General features: G+C 58.9%; 26 protein-coding genes. 9 read left to right on the forward strand and 17 right to left on the reverse strand.

Annotation, left to right across the window (positions count from 1 at the left end; translation table 11 throughout):
• Positions 1-165: 165 nt before the first annotated feature.
• Complete coding sequence (locus tag DCS96_RS00085) at positions 166-2,421, reverse strand: tetratricopeptide repeat protein (RefSeq protein ID WP_116472359.1); 2,256 nt, start codon at positions 2,419-2,421, stop codon at positions 166-168.
• A gap of 125 nt (positions 2,422-2,546) precedes the next feature.
• Positions 2,547-3,398, reverse strand: coding sequence for an NADPH-dependent 7-cyano-7-deazaguanine reductase QueF (gene queF / locus DCS96_RS00090; protein ID WP_116472360.1), 852 nt, complete (start codon positions 3,396-3,398; stop codon positions 2,547-2,549).
• 56 nt (positions 3,399-3,454) lie between these two features.
• Here queF and syd point away from each other — a divergent pair, with 56 nt between their 5' ends.
• A complete protein-coding gene (gene syd, locus DCS96_RS00095; RefSeq protein WP_116472361.1) occupies positions 3,455-4,000 on the forward strand; it encodes a SecY-interacting protein in 546 nt (181 codons plus the stop codon).
• A gap of 214 nt (positions 4,001-4,214) precedes the next feature.
• Here syd and DCS96_RS00100 read toward each other — a convergent pair whose 3' ends face one another.
• The 5 genes from DCS96_RS00100 to DCS96_RS00120 are packed head-to-tail and all read right to left on the reverse strand — an operon-like array spanning position 4,215 to position 6,875.
• Positions 4,215-4,988, reverse strand: a complete 774-nt coding sequence (locus DCS96_RS00100) for a Zn-ribbon-containing protein (RefSeq protein WP_116472362.1) — start codon at positions 4,986-4,988, stop codon at positions 4,215-4,217.
• Entirely contained in the window at positions 4,988-5,266 is a 279-nt protein-coding gene (locus tag DCS96_RS00105; RefSeq protein ID WP_116472363.1) for a hypothetical protein, read from the reverse strand. The genes DCS96_RS00100 and DCS96_RS00105 overlap by 1 nt, the downstream gene beginning before the upstream one ends.
• A gap of 25 nt (positions 5,267-5,291) precedes the next feature.
• Positions 5,292-5,519, reverse strand: coding sequence for a DUF2789 domain-containing protein (locus DCS96_RS00110; protein WP_116472364.1), 228 nt, complete (start codon positions 5,517-5,519; stop codon positions 5,292-5,294).
• 40 nt (positions 5,520-5,559) lie between these two features.
• On the reverse strand, positions 5,560-5,847 hold the full coding sequence (locus DCS96_RS00115; RefSeq protein WP_116472365.1) for a DUF3301 domain-containing protein: 288 nt from the start codon (positions 5,845-5,847) through the stop codon (positions 5,560-5,562).
• Complete coding sequence (locus DCS96_RS00120; RefSeq protein ID WP_116472366.1) at positions 5,844-6,875, reverse strand: DUF3549 family protein; 1,032 nt, start codon at positions 6,873-6,875, stop codon at positions 5,844-5,846. Before DCS96_RS00120 ends, DCS96_RS00115 begins: the two co-directional genes overlap by 4 nt.
• A gap of 93 nt (positions 6,876-6,968) precedes the next feature.
• Between DCS96_RS00120 and DCS96_RS00125 the strand changes: the two genes are divergently transcribed.
• The 4 genes from DCS96_RS00125 to DCS96_RS00140 are packed head-to-tail and all read left to right on the forward strand — an operon-like array spanning position 6,969 to position 9,452.
• Positions 6,969-7,304: a YqcC family protein gene (locus tag DCS96_RS00125; RefSeq protein ID WP_116472367.1), complete on the forward strand. Its 336-nt coding sequence runs from the start codon at positions 6,969-6,971 to the stop codon at positions 7,302-7,304.
• Complete coding sequence (gene truC, locus DCS96_RS00130) at positions 7,301-8,032, forward strand: tRNA pseudouridine(65) synthase TruC (RefSeq protein ID WP_116472368.1); 732 nt, start codon at positions 7,301-7,303, stop codon at positions 8,030-8,032. Before DCS96_RS00125 ends, truC begins: the two co-directional genes overlap by 4 nt.
• A gap of 41 nt (positions 8,033-8,073) precedes the next feature.
• A complete protein-coding gene (gene glsB, locus DCS96_RS00135) occupies positions 8,074-9,000 on the forward strand; it encodes a glutaminase B (RefSeq protein ID WP_408646003.1) in 927 nt (308 codons plus the stop codon).
• Positions 9,001-9,011: 11 nt separating this feature from the next.
• Positions 9,012-9,452, forward strand: coding sequence for a flavodoxin (locus tag DCS96_RS00140; RefSeq protein ID WP_116472370.1), 441 nt, complete (start codon positions 9,012-9,014; stop codon positions 9,450-9,452).
• A gap of 239 nt (positions 9,453-9,691) precedes the next feature.
• Here the strand turns inward: DCS96_RS00140 and DCS96_RS00145 are convergent, their stop codons facing one another.
• Entirely contained in the window at positions 9,692-10,519 is an 828-nt protein-coding gene (locus DCS96_RS00145) for a CvfB family protein (protein WP_116472371.1), read from the reverse strand.
• Between the two features lie 49 nt (positions 10,520-10,568).
• A complete protein-coding gene (locus DCS96_RS00150; protein ID WP_116472372.1) occupies positions 10,569-12,341 on the reverse strand; it encodes an SLC13 family permease in 1,773 nt (590 codons plus the stop codon).
• A 79-nt stretch (positions 12,342-12,420) separates the two neighbouring features.
• Between DCS96_RS00150 and DCS96_RS00155 the strand changes: the two genes are divergently transcribed.
• Positions 12,421-12,693 (forward strand): DUF3081 domain-containing protein, encoded by a 273-nt coding sequence (locus DCS96_RS00155; protein WP_116472373.1) that lies wholly within the window; start codon positions 12,421-12,423, stop codon positions 12,691-12,693.
• A complete protein-coding gene (locus DCS96_RS00160; protein WP_116472374.1) occupies positions 12,693-13,067 on the forward strand; it encodes a DUF4870 domain-containing protein in 375 nt (124 codons plus the stop codon). Before DCS96_RS00155 ends, DCS96_RS00160 begins: the two co-directional genes overlap by 1 nt.
• A gap of 196 nt (positions 13,068-13,263) precedes the next feature.
• Here the strand turns inward: DCS96_RS00160 and dapD are convergent, their stop codons facing one another.
• The 5 genes from dapD to cspD all read right to left on the reverse strand — a co-directional run bounded on the left by dapD (position 13,264) and on the right by cspD (position 20,753).
• Complete coding sequence (gene dapD, locus DCS96_RS00165; RefSeq protein WP_116472375.1) at positions 13,264-14,295, reverse strand: 2,3,4,5-tetrahydropyridine-2,6-dicarboxylate N-succinyltransferase; 1,032 nt, start codon at positions 14,293-14,295, stop codon at positions 13,264-13,266.
• Between the two features lie 328 nt (positions 14,296-14,623).
• Positions 14,624-17,254: a bifunctional uridylyltransferase/uridylyl-removing protein GlnD gene (gene glnD / locus DCS96_RS00170; protein ID WP_116472376.1), complete on the reverse strand. Its 2,631-nt coding sequence runs from the start codon at positions 17,252-17,254 to the stop codon at positions 14,624-14,626.
• A gap of 128 nt (positions 17,255-17,382) precedes the next feature.
• Positions 17,383-18,771: an L-cystine transporter gene (locus tag DCS96_RS00175; protein ID WP_116472377.1), complete on the reverse strand. Its 1,389-nt coding sequence runs from the start codon at positions 18,769-18,771 to the stop codon at positions 17,383-17,385.
• A gap of 258 nt (positions 18,772-19,029) precedes the next feature.
• Entirely contained in the window at positions 19,030-20,406 is a 1,377-nt protein-coding gene (dbpA, locus tag DCS96_RS00180) for an ATP-dependent RNA helicase DbpA (RefSeq protein WP_116472378.1), read from the reverse strand.
• Positions 20,407-20,537: 131 nt separating this feature from the next.
• Entirely contained in the window at positions 20,538-20,753 is a 216-nt protein-coding gene (cspD, locus tag DCS96_RS00185; RefSeq protein WP_116472379.1) for a cold shock domain-containing protein CspD, read from the reverse strand.
• 253 nt (positions 20,754-21,006) lie between these two features.
• Here cspD and clpS point away from each other — a divergent pair, with 253 nt between their 5' ends.
• Together clpS and clpA are read left to right on the forward strand one after the other, a co-directional pair.
• Positions 21,007-21,324: an ATP-dependent Clp protease adapter ClpS gene (gene clpS / locus DCS96_RS00190; RefSeq protein WP_116472380.1), complete on the forward strand. Its 318-nt coding sequence runs from the start codon at positions 21,007-21,009 to the stop codon at positions 21,322-21,324.
• Positions 21,325-21,373: 49 nt separating this feature from the next.
• Positions 21,374-23,632 carry an ATP-dependent Clp protease ATP-binding subunit ClpA gene (gene clpA, locus DCS96_RS00195; protein ID WP_116472381.1) on the forward strand — a complete coding sequence of 753 codons (2,259 nt, stop codon included), beginning with the start codon at positions 21,374-21,376 and terminating at the stop codon, positions 23,630-23,632.
• 644 nt (positions 23,633-24,276) lie between these two features.
• Here the strand turns inward: clpA and infA are convergent.
• The 3 genes from infA to aat all read right to left on the reverse strand — a co-directional run bounded on the left by infA (position 24,277) and on the right by aat (position 25,968).
• The gene (infA, locus tag DCS96_RS00200) at positions 24,277-24,495 is read right to left on the reverse strand and encodes a translation initiation factor IF-1 (RefSeq protein WP_037439960.1); all 219 of its coding nucleotides are present in this window, start codon (positions 24,493-24,495) and stop codon (positions 24,277-24,279) included.
• Between the two features lie 76 nt (positions 24,496-24,571).
• Positions 24,572-25,279 (reverse strand): arginyltransferase, encoded by a 708-nt coding sequence (locus tag DCS96_RS00205; RefSeq protein WP_198650014.1) that lies wholly within the window; start codon positions 25,277-25,279, stop codon positions 24,572-24,574.
• Positions 25,273-25,968 (reverse strand): leucyl/phenylalanyl-tRNA--protein transferase, encoded by a 696-nt coding sequence (gene aat / locus DCS96_RS00210; RefSeq protein ID WP_198649880.1) that lies wholly within the window; start codon positions 25,966-25,968, stop codon positions 25,273-25,275. The genes DCS96_RS00205 and aat overlap by 7 nt, the downstream gene beginning before the upstream one ends.
• Positions 25,969-25,973: the final 5 nt, after the last annotated feature.

Below are 25,973 nucleotides of genomic sequence, written 5' to 3' on the forward strand. Positions count from 1 at the left end.
CCTGATCTGGATGGTATTGCAGCATCGGGAGCCAGGCGCAGTATCGCCGCCAATCCATCCCTGGAAGTAAGCGATGCTGCTTCGGGCGCTCATCATGCCGAGCCGTCGTTCGGTTGCCAATCATGTCAGTGTATCAGTATTGGTAAGCAGGATTTAGCAACCATATCAAGAAGCTATGGGATCCGGTGCCAGGCTGGTCCAATCAATACGCTGTTTTTGATGAGAACTGTTTACCTTCACCAGGCCCTTGTGAATGGCCTGAATGCAGCAATGGCGAATATCGCCGTTAAAGAAGGCCGCCTGCTGACAGTCGACCGCCAACAATTCCACCCAGGTGGCGTCCCCGGTCTGCTCCGACAGCTGATGGGCGGCGGCCATGGCCAGGTAGAGGATATCGCTCAGGCGCATATCATCCATGGCGTGGGGCGCCTTGGGTAAAAAAGGATGGCCGATAATACCGATGGCCAGCCGCCTGTCCAGCTCAAAGGGGCAGGGAAATTCATCAAACATGCGCTCAATACTGGCGATGGTCTGTTGTAGATCCGGGACCTGTCGCTGGGATATCACATATATAAACTGGCCGTCCCGCAGATCATAGATGCGGGCCTTGGGGTGGATACGGCCCTGCAGGTAGTCGCCCAGGCTTTTCTGGATCTTGAGGGCATAATCCAGCCCCATCCGTGCATTGAGATCGGTCATAAAGGGCACGTGGATCAAGAAATAGTAAATCTTGTCGTTGAAGGGTTGTGCTATAGCTTCATTCAGATACCACTGTTCGGATCTTAGCTGGCGCTTGGCCATTTCCTGGGGTAGGCGTTGCATCAGCTGGCGCCAGTTGGACAGGCCGGTTCTGGGTTCGATCAGCAGGGACTGTTGTAAATTCTCGTTTTTGAGCTGCAGGCGGCGGCAGCGGATATGATTGCGTACCAGCCCATAGAGTAGCAGGGGAGAGACCAGGCTCAAGCCTACGGCCAGCATGGCGAAGCGTTGCCGTTCTAGCTGCAGGCTGTCTTTCTGCAGATGCAGCTCCGCCAGTTCCCGTTCTTGTTGCAACTGCTGATCGCTTTCCTGGATCAGACTTTGGGTCAGCAGCCGGTTCAATTTTGAAGCCCGTTCATAGTAGTTGTGAAAGGCCTGCTGGTGGGCGAGGGCCAGGCGATAATTGCCGTTTTGCTCATAGCCAAGGGCCAGCAACCGGTGGCTTTCAATCAGGCGGGGCACATCGTCCAGTTGCTTGGCCAGGGCCTGGGCCTTTTCCAGCTGTAACATGGCCAGGCCAGGCTCCTGTTGCTGCTGGTGCAGTCTGCCCAGCAGCAGCAGGGTATCAACCAGCCGCGGTTGATCGTCTTGCATCTGGAAGCGGGCCCGGGCCAGGTTGAGGTAGTGCAGGGCATCCTTGAACTGTTTCAAGTTCAGATAGGATTGACCCACTTCATAGTACAGCCGGGACATCAGGCCGGCATCGCCCTGAATACGCACCAGATCCATGGCATTAAAAAAATAGACCAGGGCCAGGTTGGCATCATCATTGGCCCGGGTCACCCGGCCAAGGCTGATTAGCGAGCCGACCAACAAGGGGCCATTTCCCAGCAATTCAAATTCGGTGGTCGCCTGGTTGGCGTAGAACACCGCTTTTTGCGGGTTTCCCAGGCCGGCATACAGGGTGGCCGCATGTTCGGCTGCCAGGGCCTTGAGATAATACTGATGTTGCTCGGTCAGCAGCTCCAGGGTTTCAACATAGTGGGACAGGGCCAGTTCGGCCTGTTGCAGCAATCGATAATAGTCGCCCAGCAGGTAATTAGCCCAGGCCTGGAGTTCCAGGTCTCCCTGTTGCTGTGCCTGCAGCCGGATCTGTTCGAAAGCCAATTTGGCCTCGTCAAACTTATGCAGCGCAAGCAGGTTTTCGGCTTGCAGCAATTGCAACTGCTTTTCCAGCAGCGCCTTATCCCGTTTGCTTTGACCGACCAGCTCCCGGGCCTGAGCTAGCAGTACCTGGGCCTGCTCTGCCTTGCCCTGGGCCAGGGTCAATTTGGCTTTCAGCAACAGGCTGCCCGCCTGGCTGTGGGGCTGACGGGCACTTTTGCCGAGCTCGATGGCCTGGTCGAGACTGGCGCCGGCCGGCTGCATCAGGCCTTCGTTGGCCTGACACAAGGCCTGAATTTGCAAGGCAGCCAGGGTTTGTTCACGGGTGCGGTAGCCATTGCCCTGATCCTGATAAACACGATCCTGGCGGGAATTGACCATTTGTTCGGGGTTTGCCTCTTCCCGTTGCAGAAAATAGCTGGTCAGGGCAATGCATTCGGCGGGGCGGCTGATCAAGAGCTGTCGGGCCCGCTGTAATTCAGCGGGCTCAGGTTGGTATTCCGGCAAGGGGGGCGAACCGGCAAGATGGGATACCAGGACGGCGACAGACAGGATCACTATAATAGGCTACCGAAAAAACAACATATAAGATGGCAGTTTACGGAGCTGCCTGCCTATAGTCCAGCCCTCGCAGCCTATATGCACGGGTGATAATCAACAGCGGCGCGGCTGGCTTATCGAGTCTACTGACGCAACAGCCGCACATTGGTCGCCTTGCCGGGGACATTGCTGCGATAGGGGTTGATATCCAGGCCGCCGCGGCGAGTATAGCGGGCGTAGACGGTCAGGGCCTGAGGCCGGCAGTGGTGCATCAGCTCCATGAATATGCGTTCGACACACTGTTCATGAAACTCATTATGCTGCCGAAAGGAGATCAGGTAGCGCAGCAGGGCATCCCGCTTGATACGCGGCCCCTGGTAGCGGATCATCAGGCTGCCCCAGTCGGGCTGGCCGGTGACCAGGCAATTGGATTTCAACAGGTGGCTGTGCAGGGTTTCGGTGACCACTTCCGCTTCGGTGGCGTCGCTCAGCATCCCGGCACTGGGCTGATACTGGCTGACTTCGATGTCCAGATCATCGATGCAGTCACCGGGCAGGTCTCCGAATTGGGCCGGAGCCGAGTGCAGCTCATACAGGGTGACCCTGACCTGGCCCTGGGCGCAGATTGACAGGTCCCGGGTCAGTATTTCCTCTACTTCTTCCAGATCGGCAAAACGGCTCTGATTAAAGCTGTTGAGATACAGCTTGAATGACTTCGATTCGATCAGGTTGGTGCTGGTGGCCGGTACCCGTACTTCGCCCATGGCGACGATGGGCTTGCCCTTGGGGTTCAACCAGGACAATTCATACAGGCCCCACAGGTCTTCTCCATGGAAAGGCAGGGACTCGGCGTCCAGCCCCAGGTCATCCCGGTTCAGGCTGCGGGGCACGGGCTGCAGCAGGCTGGCATCGTATTCACAGACATAGCTGCTTTGTTTGCCCAGAGGCAGATCGGCCAGTGCCTTGCTGTGCTGGTATTTCTGTTCAGGTGTCATTTTCAATTCCGGTTGATAGAATGCGCCGCATTTACGCCTTATTGTGAGACTTTGGCATGCAAGATCAAGTGGTGATGGCCCTGGGCGAATTCTTTGCCCGTTGGCAGCGGCTGGGAGGCCACGGCCTGGTAGACCACGATCAGGAATTCCCATCGCCAGCCGAATGCCTGCCTCCCCATCAGGGCCGGGTCGCCTGGCACCCCTGGCTCAGGCCCAACCCCGGTTCGTTCGACAATCTCGCCAGTGGGCTGGCGATGCAGGTGCATCCGGATCTGGCCGGCTATTATGGCCATTATTTCGCTGCCAATATCCCGGCCTGCTTCAAGGGACTGTTTATTAATTTACTGCAACCCTGGAACCAGGATGACTTTGAACGCCTGCAGGAAAACCTGATCGGCCACCAGTTGATGCAGCAACGCCTGGGGCTGCCGGCGACCTGGTTCCTGGCAACCTGCCGTGATGAGCATCGGCTGGTGTGCCTGGATAACGATACCGGTGAAGTGATACTGGAACGGTTGGGACAAGGCAAAATCGGCGTGCTGGCGCCGACGCTGGCCGGCTTTTTACGCCGCCTGGAGCCGGTGGCAAACCCGGGGGATTAGGGATTGGCTGGCCCGTTCTCGGCTTCCTGTAGGAAGCCTTTCCCCCGGGTCACTGACTCAGGTCATTAAATATCCTTCGGATATTATCGCGGCGAGGTCGCCCCTCCTACGGCACAACCGGAATCCGGCAGTGACCCTGTGGGAGGAGCGACCTGGCGGCGAGTTGGCCAAAGGCCATCAAGCATCATCAACACGGGGAAGTAAACTCATACCCCTAGTTCTTGAAATCCCAGGATAAATTCGAAACCAGCCGGCAGGGCTCGCAAAAGAAGTCGAAGATATCATGCAGCGGCTCGCTCAGCCGCCAGGCGTCGCCGCAGCCGGGACAGGGCCGCTGCTGCTCTTGCTCCAGGCTTTCGCCGCCGACCCGGTACAGGTAGTAGAAGGTCGGCACCCGGGTCAGGTACTCAATGCGCTTGGCCAGATCCCGGCCCCGCCTGGCCAGCCGGCTGTCGCACTCGCCCAGCTCGCTCAGGGCCGCATGCTCAACCACGGAGCCGTTCATCTGCAGTTGATCGCAGGCCTCCCAATCTTCCTGCCACTTCAGTACCTGCTTGTGGTCACCATTGGCCACCGCCGGTATCCGGTACAGGGGAATGGGCGAGAAGTGCTCCCCGCAGCGCAGGGGCGAGCAGGTATGCAGGTAGGTGGTGTAGAGCAACTGCCAGCCAGGGGAAACACAGTCATCGGTGGTGTCCGAGTTCAGATCCTGGCCCCTGACCTGCAACTTGGGGGCCAGCAGGCCGGCCTGCTGCAGCTGCTCGACGGCAAGTTCGACCTGGCGACTGTGATGCCGGGGATGCAGGCTGTCCCGTTCGGGGCAGACTACCCGGCTGGTCAGCCAACCCTGATGAATACTGGTGGGAAACTCCCGGCCGAGGATCTGGCCATTATAGCGCAGGGCGTCCAGCAGCCGGCGCACGGCCTGCTCGGCGTCGGCCAGCTGGATATCCTGGTAACAGTCGAAAGTCAGTTCACAGACCCACATCAGCCTGCTTTCCCGGCCAGTAGCTGCTCCAGCCTGGCCACCCTGGCTTCCAGCTCGGCAATGCGTTGCTCCTGACTTGCCTGCTGCATGACCTGGGTCTGGGCCGGTTCGGCCATGGGGGTCAGGCTGGCGGGGGATTGCTTGTACTGATTGACCAGCTGGATCAGGCTGGCCATGTTGACCGGTCCGCTCATCCGCGCCCTGACGGCAGCGGTAGACACGCTTTTGCCTTCGCTGATCAGGCTGTGGATGGCGGCAATAATATCCTGACTGGACATGACAACTCCTTAATAATAATTTTCATCACCGCAAACTGACATTCAGGTGATCGATAATCTCGGCCCAGTCGGAATCATCCTGCAGGCCTTCCTTCAGAAAACTCGCCTGGGCCTTGCTCCAGAAAGGCGCGTCCACCAGTTCCATATCGGGAGGGAGGCGGTGGCTGGCCAGGAAGTGCTCTATACCCTCATGGCTGGCATCCAGGCCCAGTTGTTCAAACAGTTCGCTAAACGGATGAATGATGTGTTCCATACAGCCTCCTTGTGTGATGTCCCCTATAGCATAGGCGAGTTCAGCGCTCTCTCAACACCGGCAGAGAGACATCCACCACCCTCAGACCATGGAGCCAGAGATCTCCTTCATCGCGCTGCAAGCCGTCGTGGCTGAATTCAAATTTAAACTGGGCCAGCAGCCGGCCTTGGCGCCAGCGATAACGGTAACGGTAGAGGGTCAGTAACTGCAGGTCCTGTTGACGGCAATACCGCTTCAGCCAGTGATAGGCGAACTCGCTTTGCCGGCGGATATGCCAGTAGCCGGCGGCCAGCAGGGCCAGGGCCAGGATGGCGAATAGTTCGGTCATCGGGTTATCGACAACAGGTTGCCGATGGCGTCGCGCAGCTGCTCCGACAGCGCCGGGTTGTGCAGGTTGGCGAGGATCAGCGGACGCAGGGCCGGCGTAGAGACCAGCTCGGCAAACAGGCCGTTAAACAGCGGGGCGTGCCGGCCGGCCAGGACATCCAGAAATTCGAACAGCAGGGTTTCGTCGGTCAATTCCTGCCAGAGCCGGGCCGCTATGGTCAGCATCAGGGTTTGTCCCGGCGCCATGGCCAGCAGGCTGGAGAGCTTGTCCCGGCGGGCGGCAAAGGGCGCACAGCCGGCGGTGGCTCTCAACAGCAGGGCGATACGCTCTTCATCCGGTGTCTGCCGCTCCAGCTCGGGGCTGATGGCAGCGAGCAGCTGCCGGGCCAGTTCATGGGGGATGGCATGATGCTCGCACTGGCTCAGCAGGGCATTTTGCACCGGCAGGGGCAGGCTGAACAGGCGGTTGCCCAGCTGCCGGCACAGCGCTTCGTCGGCAGGCAGCCTGGCAACCAGATCGGCCAGCCCCTGCAGGCCAAGGGCCTGCCAGCTGTCGCCTTCGGGCGCCTCCAGGTAGGCTTGAACCGGTGCCAGGTAGGCCGACGGCGGCAGTCCCAGATCCAGGCTGAGCCGGGCATGAAAGGCGGCCAGCTTGTCCTGGGCCGGTTGAAAGGTAAAGGGGGTCTGGGCCAGTTGCTGCTGTTGGGCTTCGGTCAGGGGGGCTCCCAGATCCTGACCCAGCTGTTCAACCAGGGCGGAGAGAAAGTGCTTGACCGCCGCCGGACTCAGCAGACCACGCTCATCCAGCGGCAGTTTCAAAAACCAGATATAGGGCTGCTGGCCAGCTTGCAGCCAGTAGCTCACCGCCAGCCAGGCATGGCGTTGCAGGGGCCAGGGATAAGGCCGGCGGCCGGCCTCGATCTCTTCAAAATCGGAATTCTTCAGGGGTTGCAGGCGGCGGCCCAGATCGTAGAGGCGGAATTGTGTACCGGCTTGGGTTAAAAATTCGCTCAAGGTATTGATTTGCATTGGGGCCTCCTGTTCAGACAAGGCGGAATTATAGGGAGGTTGCAGCCAAGATGGTATAGTAAAGGCACCTTTGTAGTAGATGGAGTGCCACCCATGAACCCGGATCCGCAAACCCGGCTCAATGCCATAGAGCAGGAGCTCAAAGCCTTGTCATGGTGGCAGGCGCAGCCTCCCGCCCCCGAGGCCCTGGCCAGCCAGGAGCCATTTTGCCTGGATACCCTGACCTTCCCCCAGTGGCTGCAGTTTGTCCTGCTCCCCCGGATGCAGGCCCTGCTGGATGCCGGTGCCCCCTTGCCGACCCGCATTGCCCTCTACCCGATGGCGACCGAATGCTTCAAGGATTTGCCCGAAAACACCCGGGCCCTGGAGGAAGCGATCGCCCAGCTTGACGAGAGCTTGACCGGTAAGCGGGTTGTTCGCGAGGCATGAACATCGAGCTTATCTATGAAGATGACTGGCTGGTTGCGGTCAACAAGGCCGCCGGGCTGCTGGTGCATCGCAGCTGGCTGGATAAAAACGAAACTCGCTTCGCCATGCAGTTAACCCGGGATCGGGTGGGCTGCCATGTGTTTCCCGTGCACCGTCTGGACCGGCCGACGTCGGGGGTATTGTTGTTCGCCAAGAGTGCCGAGGTGGCGCGTCGACTCACCCTGGCATTTACCGAGCGGCAGGTGGCCAAGTCCTACCTGGCCCTGGTGCGAGGTTATATGCCGGCCCAGGGCTCGCTGGACTATGCGCTCAGCCACAAACTGGACAAAATCGCCGACAAGTTCGCCGATACGGAAAAACCGCCCCAGCCGGCGGTGACCCATTGGCAAAGCCTGGCTCAGGTAGAACTGCCTTTCGCAGTATCGAAGAAACATGCCACCAGCCGTTACAGCCTGGTGCGACTGAACCCGGAAACCGGGCGCAAGCATCAGCTGCGCCGGCATATGGCCCACCTGTTCCACCCCATCGTCGGCGACACCACCCATGGGGATGGCCGTCATAATGCCTTTTTTCGTCGGCAGTTTGCTTGTGAGCGGTTGCTGTTGCACGCTCACCAGTTGCGGCTGACGCATCCGGTGAGCGGTGACCCCCTGTTGCTGCAGGGAGAGCTGGATCCAAGCTGGCAATCGCTTATTTGTGAGTTCGGCTGGCAAAGAGCGCTCGATTAGGCTTTGTTGGCCGGGTTAATATTTATAATTAAACGACAGATATAGACTCGTCAGTGACGCTACAAGCTCTTCTAGATCAGATTAATCACGATGCCCGGGGCCGCTTCGGCCAGGGCAAGGTGGCCGGCTATATTCCGGCTCTGGCCCAGGTGCCGGCGGAGCGCTTCGGTATTGCCGTTGCTACCGTGGATGGTGACCTGTACCACAGCGGTGATGCCCTGCAGCCTTTTTCCATCCAGAGTATCTCCAAGGCGTTCTCCCTGGCTCTGGCCCTGCAGCGCTACGGCGGAGAGCTCTGGCAAAGGGTGGGCAAGGAGCCGTCGGGTACTGCCTTCAACTCGCTGGTCCAGCTGGAGTTTGAGCAGGGAATACCACGTAACCCCTTTATCAATGCCGGCGCCCTGGTCGTGGTAGATGCCCTGGCATCCCGCCTGTCGGCACCGGTACATGCCTTGCTGGAAAATATGCGGCTGCGCTCGGGTAATCCCGGTATCCGGATCGATCACAAGGTGGCCGAATCCGAGTTTGAGCACAGGTACCGAAATGCGGCCATGGCTAACTTGATGAAAAGCTTTGGTAATTTCCACAATGATGTGGACACTGTACTGAGGGCCTATTTCAGTTACTGCGCGTTGGCGATGAGCTGTGTCGATCTGGCCCGTGGTTTCAGTTTCCTGGCCAACGGCGGCCAATGCGTCACCACGGGAGAGCAGTGCCTGTCCCGGTTGCAGACCCAGCAATTGAATGCGCTCTTGTTCACCTCCGGCCTCTATGATGCCGCCGGCGATTTCGCCTATCGGGTGGGGATGCCGGGCAAGTCCGGGGTGGGGGGCGGCATTATCGCCCTGGTGCCGGGACAGTTCAGCGTTTGTGTCTGGTCGCCGGAGCTGGATCAATATGGCAATTCGGTGGCCGGGATCTGGGCCCTGGAAGCGTTATCGCGCGCGCTGGATTTACGACTTTTTTGACAGGAGCAAGCATGGCCAGTGTAGAAATCATTATTGGCACCGTTTACGGTTCGGCAGTGCTGGTGGCCGAAAGCCTGGCCGATGCCCTGGAACGGGCGGGCCATCAGGTTCGATTGCATGAAGATGCGGTGCTGGCCGAGCTGGATAAATCCAGGTTTTGGCTGGTGGTCACCTCCACCACGGGGCAGGGCGATGTGCCACCCAACCTGCTGCCGCTGTTTGAGGAGATGCGTAACAGCTGTCCGCCGGTTCCCGAGCTGAACTATGCCCTGGTCGCCTTGGGCGACAGCAGTTACGATAACTTCTGCGGCGCCGGCCGCCAGTTTGATGAGTTGCTGCAGGAGTTGCAGGCCAAGGCGGTGGTGGACCGGCTGGAAGTGGATGCGTGTGAAACCCTGGAACCGGAAGAACCGGCCCTGGAATGGCTAAAAGGCTGGCTCGACAAGCTGTAAGGACCTGACACCTGTGGCCGCAAGGCAACGGTGGAAGGCCCGACCCGCGGCGAGTTGGTCACAGTCCATCGAAGATCTTCAGGTTTCCTGTGGGAGGCGCGACCCCGCGGCGAGTTGGCCGAAGGCCATAAAAATGAAGTTGCAGGAAGCTTGTGTCCGGGCTCACTAGCCCAGGTCATTAAATATCCTGCGGATATTATCGCGCCGGGGGCGATGCACCCACAGGGGTGCACCTTGTATCAAGGCAGCTTGATCCCGTCTTTTTCGATGACGATCAGCCCCTTCTTGTACAGGCCGCCGATGGCTTTCTTGAAGGTGCCCTTGCTGATGCCGAACACCCGGAAAATGGTGTCCGGATCCGTCTTGTCACCCACGCTTAAGGCGCCACCGGCTTGTTGCAGGCGATTCAGCACCGCCTCGGCGGCTTCGTCTATCTTGCCGGGACCGGGCTTGTAGAGGCTCAGGTCAATCTTGCCGTCGTCGCGCACCTGCTTGATATAGCCTTTGGTGGCCAGCCCGGTGGGGATGCGGCCGGAGACATCGGATTTGAACACCAGTCCCCAGTACTTGTTATCCACGATCGCCTTGAAGCCCAACTGGGTATGCTCGGCGATCAGCAGACTCACCTCGTCACCGGCCCGGTAGGGGGGGAGCTCGCGGCTGACAAAGCTGTCCAGCTTGCTGCTGGCGACCATGCGGCCCTCGTAATCCAGGTACAGGTATACTACATAATTGCGGCCGTCGTGCATGGGGGTGGCCTGCATGCGCTGGGGTACGAAGATATCTTTCTTCATGCCCCAGTCGAGGAAAGCGCCCAGGCGATTGGTGGTAACCACCTTGAGCGAGGCAAACTGACCGACGCGTGCCTTGGGTTTGTCTGTGGTGACGACCGGCAGTTGATCCGCATCCAGGTAGATAAAGACCTTGATGCTGTCTCCCGGCTGGCAACCAGCGGGCAGTTGCCGGCGGGGCAGGAATACTTCGCCATACTGATCGGCATCCAGCCAGCCGCCTTTGTCGTCCAGTCGCAGCAGGGGCAGGGAATTGTCGTCGCCAAGGGTTATCATAGGGGCTCTCACAGCAAGCGGATAAAGACCGGATCTTAGCCTGCCCGGGTTACAAAGGCCAAACTAAAAGGATCATTACCACCGCCGTACAACCGAGCAGTACCGACAGCGGCAGGCCCAGCTTCCAGTAGTCCTTGAAGGCATACCCCCCCGGGCCCATCACCAGCAGGTTGGACTGGTGGCCGATGGGTGTCAGGAAGGGCAGGGAAGCACCTATCGCCACTGCCATCAGGAAGGGGTCCGTCGCCGCCTCCAGGCCCTGGGCGGTACTGATGGCGATGGGGGCCATCAGTACCGCGGCGGCGGCATTGTTGATCACATTCGACAACAGCATGGTGGCAAACAGTATGATGCCCAGCAGCCAGAAGGGCGCCAGGGCGGTGCCGCTGGCCAGTATTAACTGGGCGAGGCTGGCCGCCGCCCCGGTGCTTTCCAGCGCCCCGCCCAGGGGCAGGGTGGCGCCCAGCAACACGATAATGGGCCAGTCTATGCTGCTGTAGAGCTCCCGCAGGCGGATCAGCCCGGTCAGCACCATGGCGCCGGCACAGGCGGTAAAGGCTACCGGTGGCGAGACCAGCCCCAGGGCCGACGCCAGGATCGCCAGGCCAAACAGGGCCAGGGGGCGGAGCACCTGGGTGTGTTTGCCGATGCGCAGCGGGCGCTCGGCCAGGGGGTAGCAACCAAACCGTTCAAAGATGCCGGCCAGGGTGTCCTTGTCGCCCTGGAGCAGCAGCACATCGCCGGGCTTGAAACGAATATTGGCCAGGTTGGGAGGCAGTTTGTGGCCTTCCCGGGCGACCGCCAGCAGGTTGACGCCATAACCCCGGCGTAATTTGAGATCCGCCGCCGAGCGGCCGATCAGGCGCGAGTCGTGACCGATCACCCCTTCCATCACGGTAATATCCTTGCTGGTCAGGAAACGTTCCGCCAGCTGTTCGTCAGCGTTCAGTTCCAGGCCACTGGCATCCAGGAAGGTTTTCAGAGTTTCGGCATCGGCCTTCAATACCAGGATATCTTCCGCCCTCAGGCGTTGATAAGGGGCGGGGGCGGGCAGGCGCTGCTCATCCCGCACCAGGGCCAGGATCTGGATTTTTCCCCCGACCAGTTGTTCCAGTTCATAAAAGGTTTTATTGATGCCGCCGGCCTGTTCGGGAACATAGACCTCGGTCAGGTATTCGGCGATATCGTAGAGGTTATCCCCCTTGTCACTGCCGGTGCGGCTGGGCACCAGCAGGTGCCCCAGCAGCCAGATAAAGATCAGCCCGGCCAGGGCCACCCCCAGCCCGACCGGGGTAAAGTCAAACAGCTGAAACGGCTCGCTTCCCAGGTTGCGGCGGAAGTCGGCGATAATGATATTAGGCGGTGTGCCGATCAGGGTGATACAGCCACCCATCAGTGAACCAAAAGCCATGGGCATCAGCAATTTGGACACCGGGTTGCCGCTGGCCCGGCACAGCTTGAGGGCGATAGGGATCATGATGGCCATGGCGCCCACATTGTTCATAAAGGCGGAACACAGGGTGGTGACCGAGCTGAGTGCGATCAGCTGCAGCAGGGCATTGTTACCGACCCGGCCCAGCAGGTTGGCGAGGGCATCCACCACCCCTGCGCTCCACAGGGTATGGCTGATCACCAGCACCGCCGCCACGGTAACCACGGCGGCATTGCCGAAACCGCTGAATATCTGGTCTTCGGGCACCACTCCGGAAATGGCGCCGATCAGCAGCGCCATCATGGCGACCAGGTCATAGCGCCAGTAATCGAGGATAAATAACAACAGGGCAGCGAGCAGTATGATTCCGATAATCCATTGATCGATCATAATAGTATCCAGGCTGCCGGTATCTCCTGGGGCCATCTTAGGCGTAAAATGAATACTTGGCTATGATGAGGTAAAAACGATGCGCAACGAACTGGATAACAGGGTGGTGCTGGATGTGTTCGAGAAAGTCCAGCGTTTTGGCGAGCCCCATGAGCATGGCCATATCCTGGAAGGGATAGTGGCGACGTCCGACTTCGATGGTTACAGTGTCAATCTCTCCGGCAGCGGGGTGTCATTGCAGCTCAACTTCCACCAGAGCTATCGCTTCGATTATGCCAGCGACAAGGCAAAAGAGCAGTTTATGGCCAAACTCGACTATATCCACCGGCATTTCAACAATCCTGCCGGCTAATGTACGACCCCGTTGAGCCGGACTCCCTGCATATTCCCGGCCCCGAAGAAAAAAACTGGGCCATGTTCTGTCATCTGGCGGCATTTGCCGGTTTTATCCTTCCCCTGGGCAATATTATCGCGCCGTTGGCGCTCTGGTTGATGAAAAAGCAGGAATCGCCCTACGTGGACCATCATGGCCGGGAAGTGCTGAATTTTCAGATAACGGCGTTGATCGCCCTGGTGGTGTGCTGGCTGTTGGCCTTTGTGCTGATTGGCTTCGTATTGATGGTCCTGCTGGGTGCATTGTGGCTTGTCTTTACGCTGGTGGGTCTGGTCAAGGCCAGCCAGGGTGACTACTTCCGTTATCCCCTGACACTCCGTCTGCTGCACTAAGCCTTTGCCGGAACAACAATATGTCCGCTATGCGAGCATGCCGGGCAGTTATCGGAATGGGGTGGCTGTCAATACGAACCGCTGTCGATCCGGTTCTTGTCCTGCTTGATGATGGCCAGAATGGTGTCTTGGTGGCGGGGGCTTTGTAGTAAGGGAGGAAACAGGGCGGCATGGCCGCCCTCGGGCTGGTAACCAGTTAGTTGTGTTTGTGCAGCTCGGCGTTCAGCTCGATCGCGGACTGGTTGGTTTTCACCTCGATGCGACCGTTCTGGGAGTTGCGACGGAACAGCAGGTCCGGCTTGCCGGCCAGCTCAGCCGCCTTGACGGTACCGACTTCGTTGTTCTTGTCGTCCAGCACAGTCACTTTCGCGCCGGCGGTGATGTACAGACCGGACTCGATGGTGCAGCGATCGCCCAGTGGGATACCCAGGCCCGCGTTCGCGCCCAACAGGCAGCCTTCGCCAACGGAAATGACGATGTTGCCGCCGCCGGACAGGGTGCCCATGGTGGAACAACCGCCACCCAGATCGGAACCGTTACCGACCACAACACCGGCAGAGATACGGCCTTCAACCATGCTGACGCCCAGGGTACCGGCGTTGAAGTTGATGAAACCTTCGTGCATGACAGTGGTGCCTTCGCCGACGTGTGCACCCAGACGGATTCGGGACGCATCACCGATACGCACGCCTGCCGGTACCACGTAGTCGGTCATTTTCGGGAATTTGTCGACTGAGTTGACGCTGATGGTACGACCCTGGGCTCGCGCAGCCAGCTGGCGCTGGGCCAGTTCGTCTACCGCGATCGCGCCTTCGGAGGTCCAGGCCACGTTGGGCAGCAGGCCAAACATGCCCGACAGATCCAGGCCGTGTGGCTTGACCAGGCGGTGAGACAGCAGCGCCAGCTTCAGGTAAACCTCGGCGGTGCTTGCCGGTGCGCTGTCGGTTTCCAGGATGGTCACCACCAATGGCTGGCTGGTGCCTTCCAGCACCCCGGCGATCTCGGCCTGCGCCTCGGCGCCTACCGACAGCAAGGCCGTTTCCAGATCCATCAGCTGTGCAGCGCTGATTTCGATTGCCGCATTGCCGTCCTGGTAACCGATCTTCGCAGCAACTGCGCTAATCAGTGCGTCATCAGCGTTCAGCAGCGGCTGGTTGTAGTAAACCTCCAGCCATTCACCTTTGGCGGACTTGGTGCCCACACCCAGACCGAAAGCAAAATTTGCCATCGTGGTAACTCCGTTAATTTTGTTTGGATTCGTAATCGGCTGGCGCCCAGGGCGGCCAGCCGGGTGTCAATCTGTTGCAGGCCGAGCCTTGCTGTTCATTGAACAGTTCACCTATCGCCCGGCCTTAAAGCCCCGCTGCTGCCAGCCCTTGAATATAGAGGGGGCTGGGCTTCGGCTGATGGCGCGACGCTTGTTAGGCGGCGCTTTCCGGCCCGGTTCAGCGACGAATGGTGTTGCGACGCTTGAGGACCGTTTCGATGATGGGGTGCAGTGCAGACATGGTTGTCGCCTTTCCCAGTATATTCATTCAAAACTAGGGCATCTTTTATCATATTTTGTCGTCAGGGTTGAGCTCGGAGACCAACTTTTCTCGTAATTCGGTTTGTTCCTGCTCATTTAATGGCCGGTCCGCACTGTTGGTCAGGCTGAAAAAGTCCTCGACCCGCTCGCCGATGGTGGTGATCTTGGCGGCGTGCAGGTTAAGTCCCAAACGGCTGAAGACGGCACCGATACGCGCCAGCAGTCCCGGAGTATCCAGGGCGACCAGCTCCATCCGGGTGTGCTTGGTCTGTTTTTCTGCCTGTAAAAAATTGACCTGGGTGCCGACCCTGAATTCCCGGTGTCGGCGTGATGGCGGGCGCGAACGGATGACGGGGGCACTGGTGCTGGTCAGCGCCTCAATCAGGCTGGCGCGCAAATGCGGGAAACGGTCACTGCTCACCGGCTGGCCGTCGGGCTCCAGCACGATAAAGGTATCCAGGGCATAACCGTCCTTGGAGGTCATGATCTGGGCGTCATGGATATTGAGATTCTTCTGATCCAGGGCCGCCGCCACCCGAGCAAACAGCTTGGGCGAATCGGGGCTGTAGATAAACAGCTCGCTGCCGCCCCGCTCCGGCTGCTGACTGAGCTGCACCAGCGGGCGGGAGGCGCAGTCATGGGCCAGGATATGCCGGCTGTACCAGGCAATCTGTTCCGGGTTATGGCGGATAAAGTAATCGGCGGTAAAGCGTGCCCACAGGGCCTTGAGCCGCTCCTTGTCGATACCCTCCCGGGTCAGCAGCTGGCGGGCCTGCTGCTGGTTCTCGCGGATCCGCAGGCGCAGATCCGGTGGATTTTCCAGCCCCCGGCGCAGGGCCTTCTGGGTAATAAAATACAGCTCCCGCAACAGGCTGCCTTTCCAGTCGTTCCACAGATGATCGTTGGTGGCGCAGATGTCCGCGACCGTCAGGCAATAGAGATAATCCAGGCGCAGCTCGTCGCGCACCAGGGTGGCGAATTCGGTGACCACGTCCGGATCATAGATATCCCGGCGCTGGGCGGTGACCGACATCAGCAGATGTTGACGTACCAGCCAGGACACCAGTCGGGCATCGGATTTGTCCAGGCCGTGGTGCAAACAGAAAGTCAGCGCATCCTCTGCGCCCAGCTCGGAATGATCTCCGCCCCGGCCTTTGGCGATATCGTGGAACAGGGCCGCGAGATAGAGCAGCTCGGGTTTGCGCAACCGGCCGATGATTTCATGGCACAGGGGATGGCTATGCCGGGCCGAGGGCTCCCGGAACAGGGCGATGTTCTTCAGCAGCCGATGGGTGTGCTCATCCACCGGGTAGGCATGGAACATATCGAACTGCATCTGGCCGACTATCTTGCTCCACTGGGGGAAATAGGCCGCCAGTATGCCGTAGCGGTGCATCAGGGTCAGCGGCAGGCCGATCCCCCTGGGGTGGCGCAGTAGCATCATGAACAGGCGTCGGCAATCGGTCCGTTCGCACAGAAAGCCGGGCAGGCGGCGGCGGGCATCCCGCAGCTGGCGCAGGGTGGTGGAATAGATGCCGGTGATCTGCGGGTGGGCGGCCACCTGATAAAACAGCCGCAGTATGGCCGCCGGTTCATCCTTGAACAGGTTGGGCTGCACCACATCGATCAACCGTCCGCGCAGACGAAACTCGGGGGTCAGGGTTTTCACATCCATGGCGATATTGCCGAGGATGGCCTCATCAAACAGCTGCAGCAGCATTTCGTTGAGCTCGGCGACCCGCCGTACCGTCTGATAGAAGCGCTTCATCATCTGCTCTATCGGCTCGTTTTTCTCGCCGGCAAAACCCAGTGCCGTGGCCACCGCCCGCTGCCGGTCGAACAGCAGCCGGTTGTCACTGCGGTGGATCACCATATGCAGGGCAAAACGCAGTTTCCACAAGAAGGCCTGGCAATCGAGCAACTCCCGGTATTCGGCCCGGGACAGGAAGCCGTGGCTGACCATCTCGCTGAGGGTCGAGGCACCGAAGTGACGGCGGGCTACCCAGCTGATGGTCTGGATATCACGCAGGCCGCCCGGGCTGCTCTTGATATCCGGTTCCAGCTTGTAGCTGGTGTCCTGATACTGGCGGTGGCGAGCTTGCTGTTCCTGTCGTTTGGCCTCGAAAAAGGCATGACTGGGCCAGAAGTGCTCCGGTGCCGTGGCCTGGGTAAGGGCGGCAAAGGTATCGTAGCAGCCGCTGATCAGCCGTGCCTCTATCAGGTTGGTGGCGACTGTGATGTCTTTTTTCCCTTCCTCAACGCATTCCGCCACCGAGCGTACGCTGTGCCCCACCTCCAGGTGCAGATCCCACAGCAGGGTGACAAAGCGGCCGATGCGCTCGCCCAGCTCCTCAGAATGGGCTTCCCGGGAGAGGATCAGCAGATCGATATCGGAATAGGGGTGCAGCTCCCCCCGGCCGTAGCCGCCGACGGCCACCAGTGCCAGCTCGGGATCCGCATCCAGCCCGTGTTGCTGCCACAGGCCGGTCAGCAGCTGGTCCATATACTGGGAACGGGTGGCGACCAGTTCCAGTACATCCTCCCCGGCATCGAAGCGTCGCGCCAGCCAGCCCTGCAGGCTGGCCAGCATTTCCTTGCATTTGCTCAAGGTGAGTTGCTCCGAGGGGAGCAGGGCGGGGGCGAGTAAACTGGCGTCCATGAAGCACATATTCCTGATACCGGGGATAATGCTAAGTTAACAAACTCCGGGGACGGAAGGTAGGGCTGAATCGGAGACGGGGAAGGGACAACGCCCTTCCCCGAGGTATCAGCGCCCGGTCTGTTCGGTCAGCCCATGGCGGGTGAGCGAGTCTCGGGCTGTTCATCCTGTGCAAAGACAGCCTCATCGGTCTGTCCCATCAGCTTGCTGGTGATGCTGCCGGCGGTCATGGCGCCGCTGACATTGAGGGCGGTGCGGGCCATGTCGATCAAGGGCTCGATGGAGATCAGCAGCGCCGCTAATGCCACCGGCAGGCCCATGATCGGCAGCACTATCAGGGCGGCGAAGGTGGCGCCGCCGCCGACACCGGCCACCCCGAAGGAGGCCAGGGTGATCACCCCGACCAGGGTGGCCAGCCACAGGGGGTCCAGCACATCTATTCCCAGGGTGGGGGCTATCATTACCGCCAGCATGGCCGGATAGATACCGGCACAGCCATTCTGGCCGATGGTGGCTCCGAAGGAGGCGGAGAAGTTGGCGATGCTGGCGGGGACCCCCAGTTTCTGGCTTTGTGCCTGCACATTCAGCGGTATGGTGGCGGCGCTGGAACGGCTGGTGAAAGCGAAGGCCAGTACCGGCCAGATCTTCTGGAAAAAACGCCGGGCGTTGATCCCCACCAGGGTCAGCAGTAGGCCGTGTACCAGGAACATGATGGCAATCGCCACATAGGAAGCAGCCAGGAAGGCCGCCAGGCTGAGCACATCCTGCACATCGGAGCCGGCCACGACCTTGGTCATCAGGGCCATCACCCCATAGGGGGTGAGTTTCATCACCAGCCGTACCAGGCGCATCACCAGCGCCTGCAATGACTCGATACCGGCGATCACCCGCTTGCCCTGCTCGGGGCTGTCCTTGAGCAGCTGCAGGGCGGCCAGCCCCAGAAACACCCCAAAGATCACCACACCTATGATGGAGGTGGGGCTGGCGCCGGTCATATCCGCAAAGGGATTGCGGGGCACGAAAGACACCAGCAGCTGGGGCAGGGTCAGGTTGGCCACACTCGCCACCTTGGCTTCCAGCTGCTCGGCACGGGCCAGTTCGCGGGCACCCTGGACCAGGCCATCGGCGCTCAGGCCGAAGGCATAGGTCACACCGACCCCGATCAGGGCGGCAATGGCGGTAGTGAACAACAGGGTACCGATGGACAACAGGCTGATCTTGCCGAGCGCAGCGGCGTTATGCAGTCGCGCAACGGCACCCATGATGGAGACCAGCACCAGGGGGATCACTATCATCTGCAGCAGTCGTACATAACCACTACCCACCACATTGACCCATTCCAGGGTACGGGCGATGGTCTCGGCGTTGTATAACAGCTGCATGGTGAAGCCGGCGGCCACCCCGAACAGCAAACCGGTCAGTACCTGACGAGACAGGGTCAGCCCCTGGCCGGAAAGGCGCCCCAGCAACAGCATAAGTGCAACAAAAATAGCCAGATTTAATAACAAAATCAGCATGTTGGTTCCATAAAGTAGCAGAAAACGATAGTGGGGCTGGATGCTAGCAGCAGATTGAACCGAGAGACAGATTATCTGGTTATGGCATATAACTTTTAAGTTTAAAAAGTAATTTATGTATTTCTTTTGGTTTTTAAAGCAGGGGTGGGAAGGTCAGGGTAAAGCGGCCCTGTCGGCAGCGATATAGGTGGGGAGACAACGGCAAGGGTGGGCAGGCGCAGAGCCAGACTCCTCCTCCCTTGCCGCTTTGCTGCGTCGTTAGAGCTTGCGTACCCGCACGCTGCGGCCCTTGATCTTGCCTTCCTGCAGGCGTTTAAGGGCCTGTTTGGCACTGTCTCTATGGACGGCCACATAGGATTGCATCTCGGTAATGTCGATCTTGCCCACCTGGCTGCCGGCAATGCCGCCTTCCCCGGTCAGGGCGCCCAGGATATCCCCGGCGCGGATCTTGCCTTTGCGACCGGCGGCCAGGTTCAGGGTAACCATGGCCGGTTGTTGCGGTGCCAGGGTACTGTTCAGCTCGGCGAGTGAGCCCTGGGGGATGGGCGCCTGCTGATATTCTTCAATCAGGTTCACCCTGTGGGCATCCCGCGGGCTGTACAGGCTCAGTGCCAGCCCCTGCTGACCGGCGCGGCCGGTCCGGCCGATACGGTGCACATGCACTTCGGGATCCTGAGGCAGGTCATAGTTGATCACCGCCGCCAGTTCCTTGATATCCAGGCCGCGGGCCGCCACGTCCGTGGCCACCAGCACGCTGGCGCTCTGGTTGGCAAAACGGATCAATACCTGATCCCGCTCGCGCTGCTCCAGATCACCATTCAGCGACAGGGCGGAAAACCCCAGGCCGGACAGATGCTCGGTGACCTCCTGACAGGCGCGCTTGGTATTGCAAAACACCACGGCGGAAGCCGGGGTATAATGGCTGAGCAGGGTGGCCAGGGCCTCGCGGCGCAGCTCCGGGGCGACTTCATACAGGGTTTGGCTGATGGCGTTGGCCTGGTGCTGGGATTCGACGCTGATCTCTACCGGCGCGCGCTGTACCCCCTTGCTCATCTGGATGATGCCTTCGGGATAGGTTGCCGAAAACAGCAGGGTCTGACGCTGGCGGGGAGCATGATCGATAACCCGGTTGATCTCGTCGGTAAAGCCCATGTCCAGCATGCGGTCTGCTTCATCCAGCACCAGGGTATTCAGGCCGGCGAGCCGCAGGGTGCCCTTGTCCAGGTGCTTGAGGACACGACCCGGGGTGCCCACCACGATATGGGCGCCAAACGCCAGGGAGGCGCTCTGGGGGGCCGACGGTGAGCCGCCACAGAGGGTGACCAGCTTGATGTTGGCCAGGGTACGGGCCAGGCGGCGAACTTCCCGCGCCACCTGATCGGCCAGCTCGCGGGTTGGGCAGAGCACCAGGGCCTGTACCTCGAGCCGGCTGACATCCAGTCTCGACAGCAGTCCCAGGCCAAAGGCGGCGGTTTTGCCGCTGCCGGTCTTCGCCTTGGCGATAATATCCTTGCCCTCCAGGATCAGCGGCAGACTTTGGGCCTGAATAGGGGTCATCTGGACATATTCCAGGCTGGCCAGGTTGTCGATCAGTGCGGGTGCCAGGGGCAGGGTGGCGAATTCAGTGTTATTCACGGGGGACTCTTTCAATCTGTGATGGAGGATGCCGGAAGGCACGGAGATAATAACAAAAACGGGGTGAAATCGCAGCCACAAAAAAGGCAGCGGAGCTGCCTCGTGTTACCAAATGGTTAATCCAGTGCTTATTATGCTTCTTGGCCTGCCAGGACTATGCTGATGGCATGATTTCCTTTGGGTCCTTCTTGTATTTCGTATTGAACGACCTGGCCCGCTTTCAGGGTTCTGTATCCCTCCATTTTGATGGTGGAAAAGTGTGCGAACACGTCTTCTCCGCCCTCTTGTGGACAAATAAAACCAAATCCTTTTGCGTTGTTAAACCACTTCACCGTACCGGTTGCCATACTTCTGCATCCTTTTTGCTCAAACATCCTAAACAACATTGAGTAATTGGCCGCCGCCAATTATAACTACAGGCGATTTTACGCCGGATGCGGCAATCATGGGCACCTGGATGCCCATGATTGCCAATCGACCACTTTAGTTCAACTCGGGTGGTAGTCAAGCATTTGTTTACTAACAGATAACATACCAGTGATTAGGCTATTGACAGCGTCAGGTTTAGCGGTAGTGTGATGGAAAGGCTAAAGTAAAGTTATGAGCAGGAGAGATCAGCAGACGGTCGGTGATCGGGTCAAGGAGGCGGAGGAAACTGCGCTGCAGCCGCCTCCCATGTACAAGGTCATCTTGAATAACGACGACTATACCCCCATGGATTTTGTGGTGGAGGTACTGCAAAAATTCTTTGCAATGGATGAAGACAAGGCCACGCAGGTGATGCTGGCGGTACATTATCAAGGTAAAGGGGTTTGCGGATTGTTTACCGCAGAGATTGCAGAAACCAAGGTAGCGCAAGTGAACAAGTTTGCACGTATGCATGAACATCCGTTGTTATGCACCATGGAGCAGGCATGAGTTAAGACCCGCCGCAACGGGACACCGCAGTTTTTTAGGGGAGGTGCCTATGTTGAACAAAGACCTTGAAAGCACGTTGAACGAAGCCTTCAACGAAGCCCGCCGCGCTCGCCACGAGTTTATGACAGTGGAGCACCTGTTACTCGCCCTGCTGGACAACCCGTCGGCCCAGGAAGCGCTGACCGCCTGTGGCGCCAATATGGAGCAGCTGCGGCGCGAAACCAAAACCTTTATCGAACAAACCACACCGTTGATCCCGGCCGGTGATAGCGAGCTGGAAACCCAGCCGACCCTGGGGTTCCAGCGGGTATTGCAGCGCGCCGTGTTCCATGTGCAATCTTCCGGCAATGCCGAAGTCACCGGCGCCAATGTACTGGTCGCCATTTTCAGCGAGCAGGAGTCCCAGGCGGCATTCCTGTTGAAAAAGGCCCAGGTCAGCCGGCTGGATGTGGTCAATTTCCTGTCTCATGGGGTCCGTAAGGACGGTCAGGGCGAAGAGCCGTCGGCAGCCCAGCAAAGCGACGAAAACAGCGAGGAAAATGCCAACAGCCAGACCGAAGGTTTTGTCATCAACCTCAATCAATGGGTGAAGGAAGGCCGTATCGATCCGCTGATCGGCCGGGATCAGGAGCTCAACCGCACCATACAGGTATTGTGTCGTCGCCGTAAAAACAACCCCCTGCTGGTGGGGGAGGCCGGTGTGGGCAAGACCGCCATCGCCGAAGGCCTGGCCTACCGCATCGTGCATCAGGATGTGCCGGAAATCATCGCCGACAGTACCATCTATTCACTGGACATGGGTTCCCTGCTGGCCGGGACCAAGTATCGGGGCGACTTCGAGAAGCGCTTCAAGTCGCTGCTCAAGCAGTTTGAAAAGCAGAAGGGCGCCATCCTGTTTATCGATGAGATCCATACTATCATTGGGGCCGGTGCCGCTTCCGGTGGTCAGCTGGATGCGGCCAACCTGTTGAAGCCCTTGTTGTCCAGCGGCCAGATGCGTTGCGTCGGCTCCACCACCTATCAGGAATACAGCCAGATCTTCGAAAAGGACCGGGCCCTGGCCCGTCGCTTCCAGAAAATCGATATCCTGGAGCCGTCCATCGACGATACCACCAAGATACTGCTGGGACTGAAGAGCCGTTATGAGTCGCACCATGATGTGCGTTACACCAACAAGGCGATTCGGGCCGCCGCCGAACTGGCCGCCAAATACATCAATGATCGCCACCTGCCCGACAAGGCGATAGACGTAATCGACGAAGCCGGTGCCCAGGTGCGTATGCAGCCGCCGTCCAAACGCAAGAAAACCATTGGTGTGGGCGATATCGAGTCCATTGTGGCCAAGATAGCCCGCATTCCGGAAAAATCCGTGTCTTCTTCCGATAAAGAGGCGCTGAAAAACCTGGAACCCAACCTCAAGATGGTGGTATTTGGCCAGGACAAGGCCATCGAGGTGTTGACCGACTCCATCCGCCTGAGCCGCTCCGGCCTAGGCAGCGAAAAGCGCCCGGTAGGTTCCTTCTTGTTTGCCGGCCCGACCGGTGTGGGCAAGACCGAAGTGACCCAGCAATTGGCGCGGATCATGGGTATCGAGCTTATCCGTTTCGATATGTCGGAATACATGGAGTCCCATACGGTATCGCGCCTGATAGGGGCGCCGCCGGGCTATGTGGGCTTTGATCAGGGCGGCTTGCTCACCGATGCGGTGATCAAGCATCCCCATTCGGTGGTGTTGCTCGATGAAATCGAAAAAGCCCACCCGGACGTGTTCAACCTGCTGTTACAGGTAATGGATAACGGTACCCTGACCGATAACAATGGTCGCAAGGCGGACTTCCGCAATGTGATCCTGGTGATGACCACCAACGCCGGGGTACAGGAAACGGTGCGCAAGTCTATCGGTTTCCAGCAACAGGATCACAGCCATGATGCGATGACCGAAATCAACCGCACCTTCGCTCCCGAGTTCCGTAACCGGCTTGACCATATCATTTGGTTCAACCACCTGAATATGGACATTATCCATCGGGTGGTCGACAAGTTTATCGTTGAACTGCAGGCCCAGCTGGATGCCAAGGGCGTGTCGATGGAAGTCAACGAACCGGCCCGTCACTGGTTGGCGGAAAAAGGCTACGACAAGTCGATGGGTGCCCGGCCGATGGCCCGGGTCATTCAGGAAAAACTGAAAAAGCCCCTGGCCAACGAGCTGCTGTTTGGCGAGCTGGTCGGCGGCGGTACGGTGCGGGTGAGTCTGCAGGATGACAAGCTGCATTTCGATTTCCAGTCGGAGGCGTCACTGGCCCACTAACCCACAACAATCCCCGCTAGCAGGCCACCCCGGGACTATGGGGTGGCAGGGGACATTCAATTTGTGGGAGGTGCGACCCCGCGGCGAGTTGGCCACAGTCCATCGAAGATCTTCAGGTTTCCTGTAGGAGGCGCGACCCCGCGGCGATTTGTGGGAGGCCCGACCTCGGGGCGATATGGCCGAAGGCCATAAAAATGAAGTTGCTGGAAGCCCGCCCCGGGCTACTGGCTCAGGTCATTGAATATCCTGCGGATATTATCGCGGCGAGGTCGCCCCTCCTACAGCAGGCCCAAATTCTGCAGATGCCCTTGTGGGAGGCGCGACTCCGCGGCGAGTTGGCCGAAAGGCCATAAAAATGAAGTAGCACGAAGCCCGCTCGGGGTCATTGGCTCAGGCCATGAAATATACTTCGGATATATCGCGGCGGGGTCGACCCTCCCACAGGGGCCGCCCCTCCCACAGACAAGGGGATAAACGAGGGACATTTCGATGTGGGCGGGGAGCAGCATCAGCACATTGTTGGCGTTGCTGTATCTTGGGGTAGCAGACCCGTCGCGGGTATCCACTCCCTGGTCCTCGCCCTTCAAGCTGAGCGCTTGCAGCAATATCAGATATCGATGTAGCGGAGAGTGGAAGGGTACCGGTTAGCGGGCGCGGAAGACGATGCGTCCTTTTGACAGGTCATAAGGAGTGAGCTGGACAGTCACCTTGTCACCGGTCAGGATACGGATGTAGTTTTTGCGCATCTTGCCGGAGATATGAGCGGTGACCACGTGGCCATTTTCCAGCTCAACGCGAAACATGGTATTCGGCAAGGTTTCAAGGATGGTACCTTGCATTTCAATACTGTCTTCTTTAGCCATTGAGTCCTCTTGTTAACGCAGGCAATAAAAACGGCAGGGATCATGCCGGATTTCGTCTTGTGTGTAAAGTTTCACCTCAGTCTTTCATCCACTGCCACTGGCCGGAGATCAGACGTTGGTGGGGGTGATAATGTCGCTTGTAATTCATCTTGTTGCAACCATCCACTTGATATCCGAGATAAAGCCATTGCTTATTGAGTTCGCGGGCCAGCTTGATTTGGCTCAGGATGGCAAAGGTTCCCAGTGATCTGGACTCAAATCCGGGCGCATAAAAGGTATACATGGCGCTTAAGGACTGTCTGAGCAGGTCGGTGACCGCTACTGCCACCAGCTGTTCTTCCTGCCAGCACTCCATAAACAGCGGCGGCAGCCAGTGGCATAACAGGAAACCCTCGTATTGTTGGCGGCTGGCGGGATACATGGCGCCGTCCCGGTGACGGGCGTTGATATAACATTGATACAGATGAAAGTATTCCGGCTTGTCCTGTTCACTGAGGGCGATACGCAGATCGGCATTGTGTCGGGTGATGCGTTTCTGGCTGCGGCTGGGCTTGAAGTTGGTCACATCAATCCGCAACGATTGGCAGGCATGACAGGAATGGCAATGAGGCCGGTATATATCGGCGCCGCTACGGCGAAAACCGGCACTGAGCAGGCGCTCATAGCCTTCGGGACACAGCAGCTCCCGATCAAGCAATACCAGCAGCTGTTCTTGCTGGCCCGGCAGGTAGCTGCATGGGTGCTTGGGAGTAAGCCCGACCTTTAAGATGACTTCCTTCATAATCGTAATTCACCTGGTTGCCAGCAGGCGCCCGTCAAGGATTGCTGTTGCAATACTTTGAGTTTATGCAGAAACTGTTGGCGAGGCCATGTGACGGCGCCCAAACTAAGCAGATGGGGGTTGGGCAGCTGACAGTCAATCAGCTGGCCGCCATGGTGGGTAAAATGACGGCACAAGGCCAGCATGGCTATCTTTGAGGCATTATCCACCCGATGGAACATGGACTCGCCACAGAACAGGGCTCCCAGGTTCAGGCCATACAGGCCCCCGACCAGATCGTGCCCCTGCCAGACCTCGATGGAATGGGCGTGTCCGGCCCGGTGTAACTCTCCATAGGCAACTTCTATCTCGCGGGTGATCCAGGTGCCCTGTCGGTGTTCACGCAGGCTGCGGCAGGCATGGATCACATGTTCGAAGGCGGTATTAAGGGTCACCTTGAAGCGCTGGCTGCGTGCCAGCCTGGCCAGGCTCCGGCTGACATGCAGCCGCTCCGGCTCCAGTACTGCCCGAGGGTCCGGTGACCACCAGAGCAACGGCTGGCTTTTGTCAAACCAGGGGAAAATGCCCATCTGGTAGGCCAGTAACAGGCGATCGGGTGACAGATCACCCCCTACCGCCAGCAGGCCGTTAGGATCATCCAGCGCTTGTTGCGGATCGGGAAACCACAATTTGTGATTGAGCAAGGTAAGCATAATCG

The organism is Zobellella maritima (genome assembly GCF_003075035.1).
Lineage (GTDB): Bacteria > Pseudomonadota > Gammaproteobacteria > Enterobacterales > Aeromonadaceae > Oceanimonas > Oceanimonas maritima.

What these genes read in the sequence shown, in the direction of transcription:
- queF (WP_116472360.1), bottom strand. Translation starts at nt 3,398, where the DNA reads ATGACACCTGAACAGAAATACCAGCACAGCAAGGCACTGGCCGATCTG.
- syd (WP_116472361.1), top strand. Translation starts at nt 3,455, where the DNA reads ATGCAAGATCAAGTGGTGATGGCCCTGGGCGAATTCTTTGCCCGTTGG.
- DCS96_RS00100 (WP_116472362.1), bottom strand. Translation starts at nt 4,988, where the DNA reads ATGTGGGTCTGTGAACTGACTTTCGACTGTTACCAGGATATCCAGCTG.
- DCS96_RS00105 (WP_116472363.1), bottom strand. Translation starts at nt 5,266, where the DNA reads ATGTCCAGTCAGGATATTATTGCCGCCATCCACAGCCTGATCAGCGAA.
- DCS96_RS00110 (WP_116472364.1), bottom strand. Translation starts at nt 5,519, where the DNA reads ATGGAACACATCATTCATCCGTTTAGCGAACTGTTTGAACAACTGGGC.
- DCS96_RS00115 (WP_116472365.1), bottom strand. Translation starts at nt 5,847, where the DNA reads ATGACCGAACTATTCGCCATCCTGGCCCTGGCCCTGCTGGCCGCCGGC.
- DCS96_RS00120 (WP_116472366.1), bottom strand. Translation starts at nt 6,875, where the DNA reads ATGCAAATCAATACCTTGAGCGAATTTTTAACCCAAGCCGGTACACAA.
- DCS96_RS00125 (WP_116472367.1), top strand. Translation starts at nt 6,969, where the DNA reads ATGAACCCGGATCCGCAAACCCGGCTCAATGCCATAGAGCAGGAGCTC.
- truC (WP_116472368.1), top strand. Translation starts at nt 7,301, where the DNA reads ATGAACATCGAGCTTATCTATGAAGATGACTGGCTGGTTGCGGTCAAC.
- DCS96_RS00140 (WP_116472370.1), top strand. Translation starts at nt 9,012, where the DNA reads ATGGCCAGTGTAGAAATCATTATTGGCACCGTTTACGGTTCGGCAGTG.
- DCS96_RS00145 (WP_116472371.1), bottom strand. Translation starts at nt 10,519, where the DNA reads ATGATAACCCTTGGCGACGACAATTCCCTGCCCCTGCTGCGACTGGAC.
- DCS96_RS00150 (WP_116472372.1), bottom strand. Translation starts at nt 12,341, where the DNA reads ATGATCGATCAATGGATTATCGGAATCATACTGCTCGCTGCCCTGTTG.
- DCS96_RS00155 (WP_116472373.1), top strand. Translation starts at nt 12,421, where the DNA reads ATGCGCAACGAACTGGATAACAGGGTGGTGCTGGATGTGTTCGAGAAA.
- DCS96_RS00160 (WP_116472374.1), top strand. Translation starts at nt 12,693, where the DNA reads ATGTACGACCCCGTTGAGCCGGACTCCCTGCATATTCCCGGCCCCGAA.
- dapD (WP_116472375.1), bottom strand. Translation starts at nt 14,295, where the DNA reads ATGGCAAATTTTGCTTTCGGTCTGGGTGTGGGCACCAAGTCCGCCAAA.
- glnD (WP_116472376.1), bottom strand. Translation starts at nt 17,254, where the DNA reads ATGGACGCCAGTTTACTCGCCCCCGCCCTGCTCCCCTCGGAGCAACTC.
- DCS96_RS00175 (WP_116472377.1), bottom strand. Translation starts at nt 18,771, where the DNA reads ATGCTGATTTTGTTATTAAATCTGGCTATTTTTGTTGCACTTATGCTG.
- cspD (WP_116472379.1), bottom strand. Translation starts at nt 20,753, where the DNA reads ATGGCAACCGGTACGGTGAAGTGGTTTAACAACGCAAAAGGATTTGGT.
- clpS (WP_116472380.1), top strand. Translation starts at nt 21,007, where the DNA reads ATGAGCAGGAGAGATCAGCAGACGGTCGGTGATCGGGTCAAGGAGGCG.
- clpA (WP_116472381.1), top strand. Translation starts at nt 21,374, where the DNA reads ATGTTGAACAAAGACCTTGAAAGCACGTTGAACGAAGCCTTCAACGAA.
- infA (WP_037439960.1), bottom strand. Translation starts at nt 24,495, where the DNA reads ATGGCTAAAGAAGACAGTATTGAAATGCAAGGTACCATCCTTGAAACC.
- aat (WP_198649880.1), bottom strand. Translation starts at nt 25,968, where the DNA reads ATGCTTACCTTGCTCAATCACAAATTGTGGTTTCCCGATCCGCAACAA.